This window comes from Comamonas badia DSM 17552, from assembly GCF_000484635.1.
Lineage (GTDB): Bacteria > Pseudomonadota > Gammaproteobacteria > Burkholderiales > Burkholderiaceae_C > Comamonas_C > Comamonas_C badia.
This window is the reverse complement of sequence record NZ_AXVM01000013.1, coordinates 1-16249: the sequence shown is the minus strand read 5'-3', so window position 1 is coordinate 16249 and position 16249 is coordinate 1. Positions and strand designations below refer to the sequence as shown.

Here is a 16249-nt window from a genome sequence, read left to right as displayed (position 1 = left end):
CCGCCCGGGAACGCTGGAAGCCACTCATCCGCAAAGCGGAGCCGCCCATCGCCCGGCACGCACAAAGCGATACACATGGCCTAGCATGTTTACATGCAAGTTCTGCGCAGATCCAGCCAAAGGGCCAATCGCCCCCATGGCGGTACACACGGGTTCACTGCCATTGAGTTGATGGTGACGATCGCCATCCTGGCCATCCTTGCGGCGCTTGCAGCGCCAAGCTTCAATCCGATCATCGAACGCTATCGCGCAAGGCAGGCGGCAGAAGACCTGCTGGGCACGCTCTACTACGCACGCTCCGAAGCCATGAAACGCAGTGGCGGTATCACCATAAGCGCCAATAGTGGGGATTGGAAAAATGGATGGGCAGTGAAGGTAGACGGAGATGCATTGCAAAACACCGCTGCGCCCACGAAAGCGACCATAACCACCGTCGGTGGAGACGGAACCATCGCTGCCGACAGATGGGGCGTTCTGACCAGCAACGGCGCCACCCAATTCCGCATCCAGATTGCGCCACAAGGGGGAAATGCCAGCAACGGAAGCACACTGTGCGTCAACCCCGGCGGAATGATCAAGCGCGAAGACGGCATCACCAGTTGCTCATGACAAAGGAACACGATGCGCCGATCCAGCTCCTATTTTCAGCACACTGCGCGGCGCGCCGCAGCCGGCGCATCGGGCTTTACGGCTATCGAATTGATGGTCACCATCGCCATCTTGGGCGTACTCATAGCCCTTGCTGCACCTAGCTTTGCTTCGATCATCGAATCTTGGCGCGTACGCCAAGCCGTTGAAGACTTGCAGTCGACACTGTATTTCGCCCGTTCCGAAGCCATCCGGCGCGGTGGCAAGGTCGTTATCCAGAAAATCAACAACGGCACCAACGGGTGCAATACGGCAACCGCCAAGACGGACTGGGACTGTGGCTGGTTCGTCTGCGAAGACACCAACGACAATGGCAAATGTGCCGCCAGTGAACCGGTTCTACGCAGCGTGAGCGCACCACGCAATACGCAGGTCACTCGCACTGGTGGGGCAGACACCATCAAACTCAACCGCTGGGGCCTGGTGGACGGCACTTGGTTGGGTTTCAGCCTGGTCCCCTACGGCAAATCCACCACCCACACTGGCGCCCGCGGCCTATGCATGAGCTCGGCCGGGCGCATACGCATCATTTCACCCGAGGAAATTCCATGCACCAGCGGCTGACCCCTGCATACGGCGCGCGGCAACGCGGCATCACACTGATTGAATCCATGATTGCCCTGGTTGTCGCTGCCTTGGGAATACTGGGCATCGTCGGCGTGCAAATGCGCACCCTGACCGATACCACGACAACGGTGCGCAGAGCGCAGGCCATTCGATTGATTGAAGACCTGAGTGAACGGATGAAGGTCAACCCGAATGCTCTGCTCGGCATAAGCGACTACAAATCGGACTACGCAAAGAAAGCATCCGACTATTCAGGAAGCGATTGCGCAGCCACCGCCTGCTCCGCCGACAACCTGGTTACCTATGACCTGAATCAGTGGCGCAAGACAGTGGAACAAACCCTTCCAGGTGGTCAAGCCAGCCTGTTTTTTGCCCCGGGTGAAGGCGCAGGCAACAGCAACCGCCGCCTGCTCGGCGTCATCATTGCCTGGCGTAAGAACGAACGCGAAGACATCACGGACAAGAACGACAAAGATGCCATCGACGCAAGCAAGTTTCTCGTGAAGAACGATGACGGCACCACCAAGGAAATTATTACCGGCACGGACGCCGCCAATGCCTGCCCAGACGGATTCACCTGCCAACTGCAATACCTTCCCGTGTCAGCGCGGTGCGCCCCGTACGGCGGTGCTGGGTCCGAAATCGTCTACTGCTCATGAAGCAGCGCCACGTCAAGAGGAAAGCAATGGCAGCCAACCGCATGCACCCCGCAGCAGCACAGTCTGCTCCCTCCCGACCCCCTGGCCAAGCCAGGCAGACGGGCGTCACCTTGGTAGAACTGATGGTCGGTCTGGCCATCGGCCTGCTGGTCGTTGCCGTTTCCATGGGCGCCATGATGCTCTCGCGCGGCATCTCCGGCACCGTAAGTGATGCCAGCGGCATCCAGCAACAGGGCTCTTATGTTCTGCGCGTCATAGGCCAACAACTTCGCCAGGCGGGCTCTCTTTACCTCAACCCCAGCCCTGTACCTGGCGATATCAGCACAGATCCGATGACTGCCGTGATCTTCGAAACCAAGGCCTTGGCGCATGGCGGTGGCAACAGCTTCGATCAGTCAAATACCTTGGCGGGCGGCAACGATACGGTAACTACTGGGTTCAGGCGCTATTCCGACATGGTATTCATCGCCGATAACGCCAAGGCCGCTGACCCATCTGCAGTCCCCCCCGTCAGCGCCGCCTTTGGTACCGATTTTCTGGCGCGCAACTGCGTTGGTGGCCCAGGAAACAGCAAGACCGACGAGCGTGTGGAAAGCGATTTCACCTATTCAGACAACCAACTTTTTTGCAGCGGCAATGGAGCAACTGTCCAGCCTCTTGCGCGCAATGTCGCTGATTTCCAAGTGACGTATTTGGTTCAGACCGTTGTTGGTGGGACCGGAACCACCATGCAATACACCAAGGGAAGTGACATGCCGACGGACTCTACCGACCCCATGTGGCGGCGCGTACAGGGCGTGCAAGTGTGTCTGGTGCTCTACGGCAACGAGCCAGTGAATATGCCTGCCGGCAGCAGCTATACCGATTGCAGCGGCGCGAGTGTTGACATGACAACACTCACCGGTCCACGCAAGGACCGCATGCATCTGCTGTTTCGCAACACCTTTCAACTGCGCAGCCAAGGGCTGCTGGATGCTGGCGCATGACCACTACAACCCCATACGCGCCCATACCCCAGTCGGCGCAAGCGCCTGCCACCGGACCGGTCATCTTGCCGCTGCATGCGCACCGGTCTCGACAGCGCGGCGTGGCGTTGTTCGTGGTGCTCGTTTTCGTGATGCTCTCCATGCTGCTGGCACTGTGGGCGTCCCGGACTTCGCTCTTCAATGAAATGGTCGTCGGCAACGATGCGGACTACCAACGTGCCTTTGAAGCGGCACAGGCTTTGTTGCAAGACGCAGAACTGGACATCCGCGGCGAGCAAGCGGACGGTACGCCCTGCAGCACCACCAAGTGCCGCCCCTACATGGGCGACAAGGAGCAATATCCGGGTGACACCAAGGAAATCAATCCACTCATCACCAACCTTGAAGCGCTGCCTCTGCGCTGCAGAGACGGCATATGCGCACGCCGCGTAGGCCGACAGGACTTCTGGAATTACAAGGACGCTTTCACCAGCGTTACGCCCCCAGCAAAATCAGAATGGGGCGAAGTACCGCTCACACAATTGATGACCGTTGGTGCCCGTTATGGTCAATATACCGGCGCCATCAATACGGCCGGCGCAGGCCCCATCAATCCCATATTGGCAGACCAGACCGCAGGACAAGGCGGCTGGTACTGGGTTGAAGTCTTGCGCTACAGCGACAAGGCCAAGAGTGCCAACCTGATTGTGGATGCCACCACCAGCCAGTTACCACTCAACCTCGATGTCTACGTCGTCTTCCGTATAACTGCCCTGGCCTTGGGTCGAAAGCCAGGAACCATGGTGGTATTGCAGGAAACCTATGCACGCCAACGGATGAAAGACTAAGGGGCTGTTCCAGATAGCTATTGAATAAATAGCTTATAGCACACACACAGCAAGCGTTTCAGACTGTTTTGTTTATTTTTTTGATCTGATCTCAAGGAGCATGCTATGAGCCGCATCCCCTACCTGCCCTTTCAAAAAAACCTGCTGGTGCTCGCCATCAGCGCCGGGTTAGCGCCCGCCACCACTTGGGCACTCAACTTGGTGCAAGAGCCCCCGCTGCCTACCTCCAAGTCGGCTTTTGTGGCACCGAACGTGATTATCTCTATCGATGATTCGGGGAGTATGAATTTCGGCGTCAAAACCGACTACACCGTTTCGAACATCTCCGGCCCAGGCTATTCCGAACCTGACGCCGATGGAAAATGGAAGAATGACGCCAGGCGTGTCAATGTTTTGAAATACTCATTAAACAAAATTTTCAACGACAAGGATCTGATACCAGAAAACAAACTGCGGATTGCCTGGCAGTCCATGAACAACGGCTCCCAGAAAAATGTCAACGCGGCCGGCATGGTGACCAACTCCATGCGTCCCATTGACGCGGTCGTAAGCGGCAAGGTCCAGCGCGCCAATTTCCTTACCTTCATCAATAATTTGTCGCCAAACGGCAGCACTCCATTGCATCAGCTTCCCAGCCAGGCAGATGCCTACATGCGACGCCCCCTCAACAGCAGCAGCCCGTGGGCCACCGACCCCGGCGGCACCGGCAGCAAGGCCACTGAATATCTGGGCTGCCGCCGCAACTATCACATCCTGATGACCGACGGCCGTTGGAATGGCACGGTGTCCGGCGGCGATCAGGACGGTAAGAATTGGCCTGCACTGGGCGATCGGCAGGCATACAGCACCACGTCCGATCAGACGAGAATTTATTACGACGACTATTCCGATACGATTTCCGATTGGGCATTCAAAAGCTGGATGGATCCTTTGCAGAACGCATCTAATTTGAAAGATTCGGACAAGCTCAAACCATCGAAAATTTATGACGAGGCCCCGGCCACGGAGTTTTTTACCGCAACAAGAGACAAATTTAAAATTGTAACAACCTCAGGTAGCAATACTACCCAGAGGAGAAACGCATGTCTAGCCATTCCCGGAGAATGGCTTGGTGGCTCAACCAATAATTGTAAATTACCAGATGGCACCGAAACCAAATCGGTCGATTTACAGAAATATTGGAACCCAGAATACGATCCTGCCACCTGGCCGCACATGGTCACCTACACGATTGGCTTCAGCAGCGACGCCACAACTTGGCCCGGCGCCAGCGACATCATTGGTCCGTCAACGCAGGTTCCCTTTGGCTACGACAACAGCTTCGTCGACTTGGTGACCGGTTTCCAAACCTGGCCACCCATGAATGCCGAGAACAAGCGCGCACTGGATTTGTGGCACGCCGCCATCAACGGTCGCGGCCGGTTTTATGCGGTGTCCGAGGCCGAAGACCTCGCCAAGGCCTTCACCGAGATCATCGGCAAGATCAACGAAGAAAGCGCCCCCCTGCCCGATGAAATTGCCGGCGGTGGCAGTACCAGCGGCTACAACGTGTCGCAAAACAATGCCGGCATATTTGCCTCCACGTTCAGCCCCAAGAACGCATGGAGTGGTTACATAACGGCAACCAGTGCCGTCTTGCCCGAGGAGTATTCATGCCCCGACGCAGGTGACCCGGATAAGAAATGCATCCGCTTTCCCAATGTGACATCCGGCTGGGAAGGGAAAACCACGGCGGATCGGCTGGACGACCCCTCATTCAACATCAATACCCGCAACGTCATCAGTTGGAGTGATGCGAGCAAGGGAATCGATTTCAAATGGTCAAGCACCGATGCCATAGGCTATACGGATGCTCAAAAAAGATCGCTTCTAGGGCTTGGAGCAGCCGATCTCATCACCACCCCTTTGATAACGCAGGGGCAGAATATCGTCAATTACATTCGCGGCGACAGATCTCTTGAAGGCATAACGCCTGAAAAGCCTTTGCGGGTTCGCTTCAGCCGCGAGGGAGATATCGTCAACTCTGATATCTGGTACACCGGGGGTCCCATCAGCAATTATGGTGATGGCTACTCAAGCTTTGTATCAGCCCAGGCAGGCCGCACACCCATTTTGTACGTGGGTGGCAATGATGGCATGTTGCACGGATTTTCTGCGACAGACGGCAAAGAACAATTAGCCTACATACCGCGAGGTGTGATTGGCGGGCTGAAAGCGTTGACGGACAAGGACTACGCGCATCAATACTACGTCGATGGTTCGCCCATGACCGGGGACATCAAGGATGCCTCTGGCTGGAAAACCATGCTGGTGGGCACTTTGGGTGCTGGCGGCAAGGGTTATTTCCTCTTGAATGTCACCAGCCCAACTGCTTTTACCAAAAGTGATGCAGTTCTGGATCGTACGCGCGGCAACGCGGAAACCACCAACTGCAGCACGCTCACGGACCCTGCCGAGAAAGCCGCGTGCAACAGCACTGCGAATGAAGACAAAGACATTGGCAACATTACGTCTCAGCCAGGGCGTAACCCAACCAACCTGCAGGAGGCGACACAAATCACTCGCCTGAACAATAACCGTTGGGCGGTGATCTTGGGCAATGGCTACAACAGTGCCAACCAGCGCCCCGTATTGCTGGTCCAATATCTGGATGGGGATCTGTCTCTCAAGCGCATCCAGGCAACAACCGATGCCACGGGCAGCGGCAAGGCTTCAGACAACGGTTTGGCTTCTCCCGCGCTCATTGATCTGGATGGCGACGGCAAGACCGATGTGGTCTACGCCGGTGACAACCTGGGCAATCTCTGGAAATTTGACCTGATGAGCGATGACGACAGCGAATGGGCTGTTTCCTTCGGCATCAATACCCCCTTGTTTACTGCCAAAGGGCCAACGACCCTCGGAGGTAGCCGCACTGAAATACAACCAATTACCGCGCCGCCCATCGTTCGCCCCAACGACCGCATGATGACCTGTGGAGTGGGTAGTAAAACAGTACCCATCGGAGGCATGATGGTGGCATTCGGAACCGGCCGCAATCTTACCGCCGACGATCGCAAAACCGACATCACCCAGCCGATACAAACCATCTATTCCGTGCTGGACAACACACGTTATCGGACCAAGGCTGGTACAACCCACCTGCAAGTTCATCCGGGAACCGGTGCTTGCGGCGATGCCAATTACGTGCCCACGCCTGCCCCTGTCGGGGACATGAAAAGCGGCTTGCTCGCACAGCAGTCAATCAGCACCGTTGCAGGCGATTACGCCACCGTAACTGCCACCGATGAGCTGAAAAAGGAAACTTGGAACGGCTACAAAGGCTGGTATCTTGACCTGCCAGCGAAAGGTGAGCGTCTGCTCAAGCCCATGCAATTCTTCGATGGCAGCAATATCTTGGCTGTTTACAGTGAAACACCGAACGGCACCAAGAACAGTGCGAGCGACAACATCAACGAGAGTTGTGTCCCAGTCAAGGTCGATACCAGCGCAGGCAGCCAATTCCGCACGCTGATCAACATCATGGATGGCAAGCGCCCATCAGTTCCGCTGGTGGATTACAGCGGTGACGGGCAATATGATGCCAGCGACATGAATGTGGCACGCGCAGCTGTACCCACAGGTACACCCATCCTGATTACCAAGCCCAACAACATCGTTGACCTGACAGGCGGCGGCGGCGGCAGGGATACGCTGGCACGCATGCCTGAGCAATCCACGCGCCCAAGTTGGCGCCAACTGAAATAACGAGTGAGGCACAACATGCAGCCAACGACAGCGGCCAACCAGCCGATTGCACAAAAAGGCTTTACCCTGATCGAGTTGATGATCGTGGTGGCGGTGGTGGCCATACTCTCCGCCATCGCCTACCCCAGTTATGCCGAGTACATTCGCCGTGGCCACCGTGCAGACGCGCGTGCGGGGTTGCTGCAAGCAGCCCAATGGCTGGAACGGGCCAATACCGCTACGGGCGCGTATCCGACGACATTGCCCGCGGCACTGACATGGTCGAGCGATACCGCGAAGCGCTACACCATCGGCTTCAAAGGTGCGAACGACAACACAACCTTCACCTTGATCGCCACGCGCAAGACTGGCCCCCAGGGCAGCGACCGCTGCGGCGACTACACCCTGACCAACACTGGCGCGCAAGGCAACGACAACCTTGGGTCTGGTGCCACCACTGCAGATTGCTGGAGCAAATGATTCTGAAGCTACCATGCCGGGCACCATGACTGCCCACCATCCAGCCTTCATCACCCAAGCGCTTGAGCTCGCCGCCCAGGCGCTTTTTCTTTCCAACCCCAATCCGCGCGTGGGCTGCGTCATCGTCGGCGCACAGGGGCAGGCCCTCGGTCAGGGGTTTACCCAGCAGGCGGGCGGGCCGCACGCCGAGGTGATGGCGCTGCGCGATGCCGCGGCGCAGGGGCACGACGTGCGCGGCGCGGCGGCCTATGTCACGCTGGAGCCCTGCGCGCACCAGGGGCGCACGGGGCCGTGCTGCGATGCGTTGATCGCCGCGGGCATCGCCCGCGTGGTGGCATCCGTTGCTGACCCGAACCCGCTGGTGGCGGGCCAGGGTTTTGCACGGCTGCGCGCTGCGGGCGTGGCGGTGGAGGTGGGGCCGGGCGCCGCCGAATCGCGCGAGCTGAACATCGGCTTTTTCAGCCGCATGGTGCGCGGCCAGCCCTGGGTGCGGATGAAGGCGGCTACCTCGCTTGACGGCGTGGCGGCGCTGGCCAATGGCGCCAGCCAGTGGATCACCTCGCCCGAGGCGCGCTCGGACGGCCACGCCTGGCGCGCGCGCGCCTGCGCGGTGCTGACGGGCGTGGGCACGGTGCTGGCGGATGACCCTTTGCTGAACGTGCGCGGCGTGGCCACGCCGCGCCAGCCGCACCTGGTGATTCTGGACAGCCATTTGCGCACGCCGCCCGCGGCACGGCTTTTTGGCGTGCCCGGCAGGCAGGTCTGGATTTACACCGCGCACGAGGATGCGGAGGCTGCCGCTGCGCTGCGCGCGCGCGGCGCCACGGTCACGTCCCTGCCCAATGCCGATGGCCAGGTGGATTTATCTGCGCTGCTGCTCGATCTGGGGCGGCGCAATGTGAATGAACTGCACCTGGAGGCGGGGCCGCGGCTGAGCGGCGCTTTTGTGCAGGCAGGGCTGGTGGATGAACTGCTGCTGTACCTGGCCCCCCTGCTGCTGGGCAGCGGCGCGCGCGGCCCGGCAGACTGGGGGCCGCTGCAGGCGCTGTCGCAGGGCCTGGCGCTGGAATGGCGGGATATGCAGCGCGTGGGCGCCGATTTCAGGGTGCTGGCGCGGCTGGCGGGGCGCGGGAATTTTTAATGAAAACGCGCTCCAACCTCAACACACCATGTGCAATACGCTACAAAAATTATCTGATTGGCGACATGCATCAGATGCGGCTGCAAGCCCTCACCCCACCCTCTCCCAGAGGGAGAGGGAGTAAAGCCCGCACCATCGATCGCCCTTGTTCTTTGTTGCACTTCGTACTTGAATCCGCCATCCGGGAAAAGAGGCAAAGGCGTACCAAGTGGAGCAGGCCCGCGATTTTCTGGCCCTGATCGGAGTAAAACCATGAACACCATGACCTGCAAAGGCTACACCGCCCGTGTCGAGTTCGATGAACGCGATGCCATCTTCGCCGGTCGCATCCTCGGTATTGCCGACGTGATCGGCTTTCACGGCGAGACCGTGGCCGAGCTGCGTGCTGCATTTGAAGAAGCTGTCGAGGACTACCTGACGACCTGCGCGCAAATCGGCAAGCAGCCGCTCAAACCCGTCAGCGGCAACATGATGCTGCGCGTGCCGCCCGAGGTGCACCTGCAGGCACAGATCGCGGCACAGGCACATGGACAAAGCCTCAACCAGTGGGCTGCCGAAGCGTTTCGCAAGGCGGCACTCGCCTGACGCCAGTGCTTGATCCTCGCAGGCTTTGGGGAGGCCGGGGGACAAGCGCCCGAACGCAACTATCAAAAAAACCCTGCTAAAACCCTTACCCAGCCTGCGCAGGCAGCTCTAATTCAAGGAGCGCTGCAGCCGCACTTCCTCAATCTTCACGCCGCCGACGACGGCCGTCTTGGCGGTGCTCATTTCGCGCTTGAAGCCGGCGGCCTCGTGAAAATGCAGCGCGCGTTCATTGCGCAGCGGCACCCAGGCGGTGACGGTGGTGCAGCCCTCTTCCGCCAGGCCGTCGCGCGCGGCATCCCAGAGGGCCAGGCCCACGCCCTGGTCCCAGTGGGTGGGATCGGCATAGATGGCCCAGATTTCGCCGGTGGTGGGGCGGGTCTTGGGGTCGCGCGAGCGATCGAAGCCGACAAAACCGACGATCTTGTCGCCATCGACGGCGACCTGCACCTGCGGCTCGCAGTAATTGATGGCTTCGCGCCAGTAGGCCTGGCGCTTTTCGACGGAGGACATGGCCTTGAGCTGCTCATCCGGAACGACATCCTTGTAGGCGTGCAGGGCAGCGGCGGTGTGGACTTGGGCGATGGCTTTGGCATCGCGCAGGGTGGCGGGGCGTACCTGAATGCGGGACATGTAAACGACAACGGGACTAATGGAAAACCCGTAATTCTCGCGCAAAAACTTTTTGTTGCCTACCCTGGTGAGGTCGCTTGTGTAACGCTGCATGCGTTTTGGCCCGTCACAAACAGAGTACTGCCGATCAGAAGTGCATCGCGACGGTAAAAATTCTTCAGTGGGCCGAAGTGATTTCTGCCCAAGCCGCTTGCGCCTGCGCCCTCAAGTTGGGCAAATCGCTGGCGATGGTCTGCCAGACTATCGCGTAGTCCACTTGGAAATACCCGTGCGCTACCGCGTTGCGCATCTGATAGCCAAAAATGTCGTGGCGTCAAGGCGCTGGTGCTGAGCCATCACACAGGCCGGGCCTGCGCCAGGACTTGGGCGCGAAACCGTTGCGGCAGTGCATTGGGCGTAAGCACATCGACGGGTACACCCAGAAGTGCCTGCAACTCATGGCGGATGGCGCCGATGTCCAACAGCGTGGTCTCTGGCGTGGGATCGACAAGCACGTCGAGATCGCTGTCTTCCGTATCCAGGCCCTGCAACACCGAGCCGAAAACGCGCGCATTGCGTGCACGCCGTGATCGCACTATTTCGCGTATCGCAGCCCTGTTGGCAACCAAGGCCTCCGATGGTTTCATGGGCTCGCTCCAGAAAAACACACTGCGTGGCGATGGTAAGGCATCCCGCCCTACATCAACCGCCGCAGCAGACCCATCACGCGGTCAAAACGCGCCCCGTAAGGCGGGTAGAGCATCTTGCCCGCGCCCCAGCGCGACTGCACCAGCACGGGTTTTTCGTGGCTGAAGCGCAGAAAGCCGCGCTCGCCGTGGTAGGCGCCCCAGCCGCTGTCGCCGATGCCGCCGAACGGCAGGTTCTCGTGCGCGATGTGCAGCAGCGTATCGTTGACGGTGACGCCGCCGCTCACCGTGCGCGCCAGCACCTCGTCGCGCACCGCCGCGCGGTTGCCGAACCAGTAGAGCGAGAGCGGGCGCGGATGGGCGTTGATGTGGCGCACCACGTCATCGAGCGCTTCGTAAGGAATCACGGGCAGCAGCGGGCCGAAGATTTCCTCCTGCATCAGCCGCATCTGGCCGGTCGCGCCCAGCACCAGCGCGGGCGGCATCTGGCGCGCGATGCCGTCGCCCAGGGTTTGCTGCGGCGGCTCGGGCGTGCCGGGCGCGGCGGTCATCTCGTGCACGGTGGCGCCCATGCCCTGCGCTTCCTGCAGCAGATCGCGCAGGCGCGCCAGGTGGCGCGGCGTGATGATGGAGGCGTAATCGGGGTTGCCGGCAAAGTAGGGGAACAGCTGCGCCACCGCGGCGCGGTAGTGGTCTGCAAACGTGGCTTCGCTGCCCTTGGGCACGAAGAGGTAGTCGGGCGCGATGCAGGTCTGGCCGGCGTTGAGCAGCTTGCCGTGGGCGAGCTTGAGCGCCGCGTCTTTCAGGTCGCAATCGGCGTCGATGATGGCGGGCGATTTGCCGCCCAGCTCCAGCGTGGTGGGCGTGAGGTTGGCGGCAGCGGCCAGCGCCACCTTGCGGCCGACGGCGGTGGAGCCGGTGAACACCAGATGGTCGAGCGGCAGCGCCGCCACCTGCGCGGCCACTTCGGGGCCGCCCTGCAGCACGCAGAATTCATCGGGCGCGAAGGCCTTGGCGACCAGATCGGCCAATTTGGCACTGGTGTGGGGCGTGAGTTCGCTGGGCTTGAGCAGCACGCGGTTGCCCGCCGCGATGGCACCGATGGCCGGGGCCAGTGCAAGCTGCACCGGGTAGTTCCAGGGCGAGATGATGCCAACCACGCCCAGCGGCTGGCGCTGCAGCCAGGCGCGCGCAGGGCGCAGGTACAGCGGCGTGCCGACACGCTGCGGGCGGCACCAGCGCTCCAGGCGCCTCAGCGTCTGCGCCATCTGGGTGCGCAGCAGGAAGAAATCGGCGACTTCGGTCAGGCGCGGCGAGCGCATGCCGAAATCGGCCTGCACCGCGGCGGCGATGGCCGGCGCGTGCTCCTGCAGCAGCGTGCGCAGGCGCAACAGGCGCTCGCGGCGCACGGCGACGGGCACGTCGGGCTGCGCGCGGCTGGCGCGGTGCTGGGCATCAAACAGGGAGCGGATCGCGTCGGGGGTCATGTCCGCCATGCCTGGAGGTCGCCAGCGGCCTTACCTTACTGGCGGATCTCGCGTGGCTGCACGTCGGTCACGTCACGCGGGCGGCTGCCGCGGTGGCGCGCCTGCTCGGCCGTATGGGCCGTCCAGCGCGCGGTGCTGCGATACACCGTGCTGAAACCATGGCGCGGGTCCATGCGCATCACCCACGGCGTGACCGGGCGGCCGGTGAGGCGCGCCCACAGCGCACGCAGGCTCCAGGCCATGGCCAGCACGCCAGCGGCGACCAGCAGGCTCAGGAACAGCACCACACCCATGGCGATCACGATCAGGCGCAGGCTCCAGCGCACGATGGTGGTGACGACTTCGTTCAAACCTTGCCTCTTTCTGACGAAATGGGCGTACAGCATCACGCCGCACGCCTGCCTATGGTAAGCCGCAATTGACACCGCGGCGTCTTGAAAAGCGAATAACCGCACGCGCTGCCCGCGGCGGAGAATGGTGCAGCGCAATCTGCCGCTGCTCCATAGATGGCATCAGAGGCCACAAGTTCAAGGCTGGAGGGCCGCCGCCACGCGGAAATGCGGCTCCAGCACCCCGGCCAGCCAGCTGCCAAAGGCCTGCACCCGCGCCGACAGATGGCGCCGGTGCGAAACCACCAGGTGCACGGCCATGCCGGGCTGCGCGCAATCGCCCAGCACCTGCACCAGCGCGCCGCTTGCCAGATGCTCCTGCACGTCATAGGCCGGCACCTGGATCAGCCCCAGGCCGGCGAGCGCGCAGGCGATGTAGGTTTCGGCGTTGCCCACGGTGACACGTCCCGGCATGGCCTTGCCGTGCAGCTGCCCCTGTTCCAGCCACTCCCAGGGCGCGGGCCGCCCCCCGGCCGTCGCCGCGTACTGCACCGCCTGATGCCGGGGCAGTTCATCGGGGTGGCGCGGCACGCCGTGGCGCTGCAGATACCCGGGGCTCGCGCAGGTGACCACGGCAAGCTGCCCCAGCGGACGTGCCACCAGGCTGCTGGAGGCCAGCTCTCCCACGCGCAGCGCGCAGTCCACCCCCTCTTGCACCAGATCGATGGCGCGGTCGCTGGAGCCCAGCTCCAGCGTCACCCCCGGGTGCCGCTCAAAAAAATCCGGCAGCGCGGGCGCGACCAGGCGCCGCGCGATGCGGCTGGGCAGGTCCACGCGCAAGCGCCCGGACAGGGCCGCGCCCTGCGGGCGAAACTGCTGCTCCAGCTCCTGCGCATCGGCCAGCAGCACGGCCGCGCGCTCCAGCAGCGCCTGCCCATCCGCCGTCAGGCTCACGCGCCGCGTGGTGCGGCTGAACAGGCGCGCGCCCAGGCGTGCCTCCAGCCGCTGCACGGCCAGCGATACCGTGGGCCGCGGCATGTCCAGCTGCTCGGCCGCGGCGCTGAAGCCGCCGCCATGCGCCACGCGCAGGAAGACGCGCAGTTGATCGAGCAAATCCATGGGGAGATTGGGCGTTGGGCGCGGACTACCGAATACGGGTTCCCGGTTCCCTCGCTGAACGCTCAACGCCAAACGCTGAACTCTTCATGAACCCTGAACCGCGCAACAGTCTTGATTGGTAATTTTTCATGAATAGTTTATCTATAAAAATCCTGTTTATCTAATTTTTTCAAAACAATAAAGTGCACTCCGTTTCCTCTTTCCCCACCATCACAGGAGTTGCACATGTCCAGGCACAGCATTCAAGACAAGGTCGTCCTCATCGCCGGCGGCGCCAAAAACCTCGGCGGCCTGCTGGCGCGCGACCTGGCCGCGCACGGCGCCAAGGCCGTGGTGATCCACTACAACAGCGCGAGCACGCGCGCAGCGGCGGAGGCAACCGCCACCGCCGTGGAAAAGGCCGGCGCCAAGGTGGCGCTGTTCCAGGCCGACCTGACCAAGGCCGCGGCCATGGAGGCACTGTTCACCAACGCGGTGGCCGCCGTGGGCCGCCCCGACATCGCGATCAACACCGTGGGCAAGGTGCTCAAGAAGCCCATCCTGGAGATCAGCGAGGCCGAGTACGACGCGATGAGCGACATCAACGCCAAGTCGGCCTTCTTCTTTCTGAAGGAGGCGGGCAGGCATGTGAATGACAACGGCAAGGTCATCACGCTGGTCACCTCGCTGCTGGGCGCGTTCACGCCGTTCTACGCGTCGTATGCGGGCACCAAGGCGCCGGTGGAGCACTTCACGCGCGCGGCGGCCAAGGAGTTCGGCGCGCGCGGCATCTCGGTGAACGCCGTCGGCCCCGGCCCGATGGATACGCCGTTTTTCTACGGCCAGGAAGCGGCCGACGCGCAGGCCTACCACAAGAGCGCCGCGGCGCTGTCGCCGTTCAGCAAGACGGGCCTGACCGACATCGAGGACATCGTGCCTTTCATCCGCCACCTGGCGAGCGAAGGCTGGTGGATGACCGGGCAGACGATTCTGATGAACGGCGGCTACACGACGAAGTAACCATCCCCGCCGTCTTGCCGCACCCACCCGCGGGCCTCGTCGCCGCCTTCGATCAAAGCGCAGGCGCCGTGCGGGCTGCCAGCGGCAACCGCTTCTGGCAGCTCTACGCCAACACCCGCAAGTCCGGCGAAATGGTGCTGCTGCATGCGTGGGACAACGGCGCCACACCGAAGCCATGGGCCCAACTGCCGGAAGGCGCAAGCCTGCGGGCATTGATCACGCAGTCAGCCACCCACACCGTGGAACTGCAGAAAATCTGACAGACTGCACACCACCACTTTTGCCACGGGAACACACCATGCACATGCTGCTCGTCATCGTCGCAGGCCTGGCGCTGCTCGGCGTCTTCACCCTGTTCGGCTGGCTCTGGGGCGCCAGCGCCGCGGGCATGGCCCTGGCGGCCAAGGCCTTCATGCCGGCCTGGCTGGCGGTGACGCTGGCCAATATGTGGGTGGGCGTGACGCACGCGGGCTACAGCGTGCGCGAGGAACTGCCCATCCTGCTCATCGTGTTCGCGGTGCCCGCCGTGCTGGCCTTTGGCCTGGCCTGGTGGCTGGCGCAGCGCTGAGCCCGCTGACCATGAACGCCCGCAACACCGCACTTTCCACGCCCGCCCAGGCGCTGGCCGTGGTGGATTTCTGGCGCCGCAACAGCGGTGACTGGTTCAGCAAGAGCGTGCGCTTTGACCGGCAGTTTCGCGAGCGCTTTCTGGCCCTGCACGAGGCCGCCGCCAGCGGCGCGCTCGCCGGCTGGAACGACACGCCCGACGGCGCGCTGGCGCTGCTGATCCTGCTGGACCAGTTCCCGCGCAACGCCTTTCGGGGCACGGCGCGCATGTACGCGACGGATGCCTTGGCGCGCGATTACGCGCGCACTGCCGTCGCTGCCGGGTTCATGGACGAGGTCGATCCGCCGCTGCGCCTGTTCTTCTGCCTGCCGTTTGCGCATTCGGAAGATCTGGCGGATCAGGACGTTTCGGTGGCACTCAACAGCCGCCTCGGCAACTGGACGCGCTCGCACGCGCTGGGGCACCGGGACATCGTCCGGCGCTTTGGCCGCTTTCCGCACCGCAATGCCTTGCTGGGGCGACGCACCACGCTGGCCGAGCAGGCGTTTCTGGATGGCGGCGGGTTCGCAGGCTAGGAGTCTGCGCGGCAGACGTGAAATGATGAGCTGTTCGACGCCACTGCAGGCACCGAGCCGTTGGTGCGAAGACCAAGGAACGCGCATCCGATGCGCTGCAGGGTCGAGTATCGAGTCGCCATTCGGGCGGCAGCGGGTTCGAGAAGGTTTTGCCTTGTGTTTTGCCTCACAAGTACGCCATGCGCCGCAGATTCAGCGCCATGCAGACGAGTTTCCACTCGCATCTGGCTTTGGCGAAGCTGCGCAGACTGAACTGGCGGAACCCCAGGACCGACTTGATCCACCCATTGGGTGGCT

20 protein-coding genes are annotated in these 16249 nt (G+C 61.9%); 13 read left to right on the top strand and 7 right to left on the bottom strand.

The window, feature by feature from the left end; translation table 11 throughout:
* Positions 1–93: 93 nt before the first annotated feature.
* The 9 genes from K320_RS0117080 to K320_RS0117040 all read left to right on the top strand — a co-directional run bounded on the left by K320_RS0117080 (position 94) and on the right by K320_RS0117040 (position 9619).
* Entirely contained in the window at positions 94–609 is a 516-nt protein-coding gene (locus K320_RS0117080; RefSeq protein ID WP_084301294.1) for a GspH/FimT family pseudopilin, read from the top strand.
* A gap of 12 nt (positions 610–621) precedes the next feature.
* The gene (locus tag K320_RS0117075; protein WP_084301293.1) at positions 622–1212 is read left to right on the top strand and encodes a GspH/FimT family pseudopilin; all 591 of its coding nucleotides are present in this window, start codon (positions 622–624) and stop codon (positions 1210–1212) included.
* Positions 1197–1874 (top strand): type IV pilus modification protein PilV, encoded by a 678-nt coding sequence (pilV, locus tag K320_RS0117070; RefSeq protein WP_024540012.1) that lies wholly within the window; start codon positions 1197–1199, stop codon positions 1872–1874. Before K320_RS0117075 ends, pilV begins: the two co-directional genes overlap by 16 nt.
* 26 nt (positions 1875–1900) lie before the next feature.
* Complete coding sequence (locus K320_RS0117065; RefSeq protein WP_245593916.1) at positions 1901–2860, top strand: PilW family protein; 960 nt, start codon at positions 1901–1903, stop codon at positions 2858–2860.
* Positions 2857–3687, top strand: a complete 831-nt coding sequence (locus K320_RS0117060) for a pilus assembly PilX family protein (protein ID WP_084301292.1) — start codon at positions 2857–2859, stop codon at positions 3685–3687. The genes K320_RS0117065 and K320_RS0117060 overlap by 4 nt, the downstream gene beginning before the upstream one ends.
* A 105-nt stretch (positions 3688–3792) precedes the next feature.
* The gene (locus K320_RS0117055; RefSeq protein WP_029696286.1) at positions 3793–7434 is read left to right on the top strand and encodes a pilus assembly protein; all 3642 of its coding nucleotides are present in this window, start codon (positions 3793–3795) and stop codon (positions 7432–7434) included.
* Positions 7435–7449: 15 nt separating this feature from the next.
* The gene (locus K320_RS0117050) at positions 7450–7893 is read left to right on the top strand and encodes a type IV pilin protein (protein WP_051384974.1); all 444 of its coding nucleotides are present in this window, start codon (positions 7450–7452) and stop codon (positions 7891–7893) included.
* A gap of 25 nt (positions 7894–7918) precedes the next feature.
* Positions 7919–9034: a bifunctional diaminohydroxyphosphoribosylaminopyrimidine deaminase/5-amino-6-(5-phosphoribosylamino)uracil reductase RibD gene (gene ribD, locus K320_RS0117045; RefSeq protein WP_024540006.1), complete on the top strand. Its 1116-nt coding sequence runs from the start codon at positions 7919–7921 to the stop codon at positions 9032–9034.
* A 252-nt stretch (positions 9035–9286) separates the two neighbouring features.
* Positions 9287–9619, top strand: a complete 333-nt coding sequence (locus K320_RS0117040) for a type II toxin-antitoxin system HicB family antitoxin (RefSeq protein ID WP_024540005.1) — start codon at positions 9287–9289, stop codon at positions 9617–9619.
* Between the two features lie 108 nt (positions 9620–9727).
* Here the strand turns inward: K320_RS0117040 and K320_RS0117035 are convergent, their stop codons facing one another.
* The 6 genes from K320_RS0117035 to K320_RS0117010 all read right to left on the bottom strand — a co-directional run bounded on the left by K320_RS0117035 (position 9728) and on the right by K320_RS0117010 (position 13810).
* Positions 9728–10249 carry a GNAT family N-acetyltransferase gene (locus tag K320_RS0117035; RefSeq protein WP_024540004.1) on the bottom strand — a complete coding sequence of 174 codons (522 nt, stop codon included), beginning with the start codon at positions 10247–10249 and terminating at the stop codon, positions 9728–9730.
* A 157-nt stretch (positions 10250–10406) separates the two neighbouring features.
* A complete protein-coding gene (locus K320_RS18835) occupies positions 10407–10538 on the bottom strand; it encodes a HepT-like ribonuclease domain-containing protein (protein ID WP_084301291.1) in 132 nt (43 codons plus the stop codon).
* Positions 10539–10584: 46 nt separating this feature from the next.
* The gene (locus K320_RS0117025) at positions 10585–10875 is read right to left on the bottom strand and encodes a nucleotidyltransferase family protein (protein WP_024540003.1); all 291 of its coding nucleotides are present in this window, start codon (positions 10873–10875) and stop codon (positions 10585–10587) included.
* Positions 10876–10925: 50 nt separating this feature from the next.
* The gene (locus K320_RS0117020) at positions 10926–12362 is read right to left on the bottom strand and encodes an aldehyde dehydrogenase family protein (RefSeq protein ID WP_024540002.1); all 1437 of its coding nucleotides are present in this window, start codon (positions 12360–12362) and stop codon (positions 10926–10928) included.
* A gap of 35 nt (positions 12363–12397) precedes the next feature.
* Positions 12398–12712, bottom strand: coding sequence for a hypothetical protein (locus K320_RS0117015; RefSeq protein WP_024540001.1), 315 nt, complete (start codon positions 12710–12712; stop codon positions 12398–12400).
* 177 nt (positions 12713–12889) lie between these two features.
* Positions 12890–13810, bottom strand: a complete 921-nt coding sequence (locus K320_RS0117010) for a LysR family transcriptional regulator (RefSeq protein ID WP_024540000.1) — start codon at positions 13808–13810, stop codon at positions 12890–12892.
* 225 nt (positions 13811–14035) lie between these two features.
* On the opposite strand from K320_RS0117010, the gene K320_RS0117005 reads away from it, so the two are divergent.
* The 4 genes from K320_RS0117005 to K320_RS0116990 are packed head-to-tail and all read left to right on the top strand — an operon-like array spanning position 14036 to position 15952.
* Positions 14036–14809 carry an SDR family oxidoreductase gene (locus K320_RS0117005; protein WP_024539999.1) on the top strand — a complete coding sequence of 258 codons (774 nt, stop codon included), beginning with the start codon at positions 14036–14038 and terminating at the stop codon, positions 14807–14809.
* A gap of 14 nt (positions 14810–14823) precedes the next feature.
* Positions 14824–15069 (top strand): hypothetical protein, encoded by a 246-nt coding sequence (locus K320_RS0117000; RefSeq protein ID WP_024539998.1) that lies wholly within the window; start codon positions 14824–14826, stop codon positions 15067–15069.
* A 38-nt stretch (positions 15070–15107) separates the two neighbouring features.
* Entirely contained in the window at positions 15108–15377 is a 270-nt protein-coding gene (locus tag K320_RS0116995) for a hypothetical protein (protein ID WP_024539997.1), read from the top strand.
* Positions 15378–15388: 11 nt separating this feature from the next.
* Positions 15389–15952, top strand: coding sequence for a DUF924 family protein (locus tag K320_RS0116990; RefSeq protein ID WP_024539996.1), 564 nt, complete (start codon positions 15389–15391; stop codon positions 15950–15952).
* Between the two features lie 166 nt (positions 15953–16118).
* Here the strand turns inward: K320_RS0116990 and K320_RS0116985 are convergent.
* Positions 16119–16249: transposase (locus K320_RS0116985; protein ID WP_029696284.1), on the bottom strand; the 131-nt coding region annotated here is incomplete at its 5' end.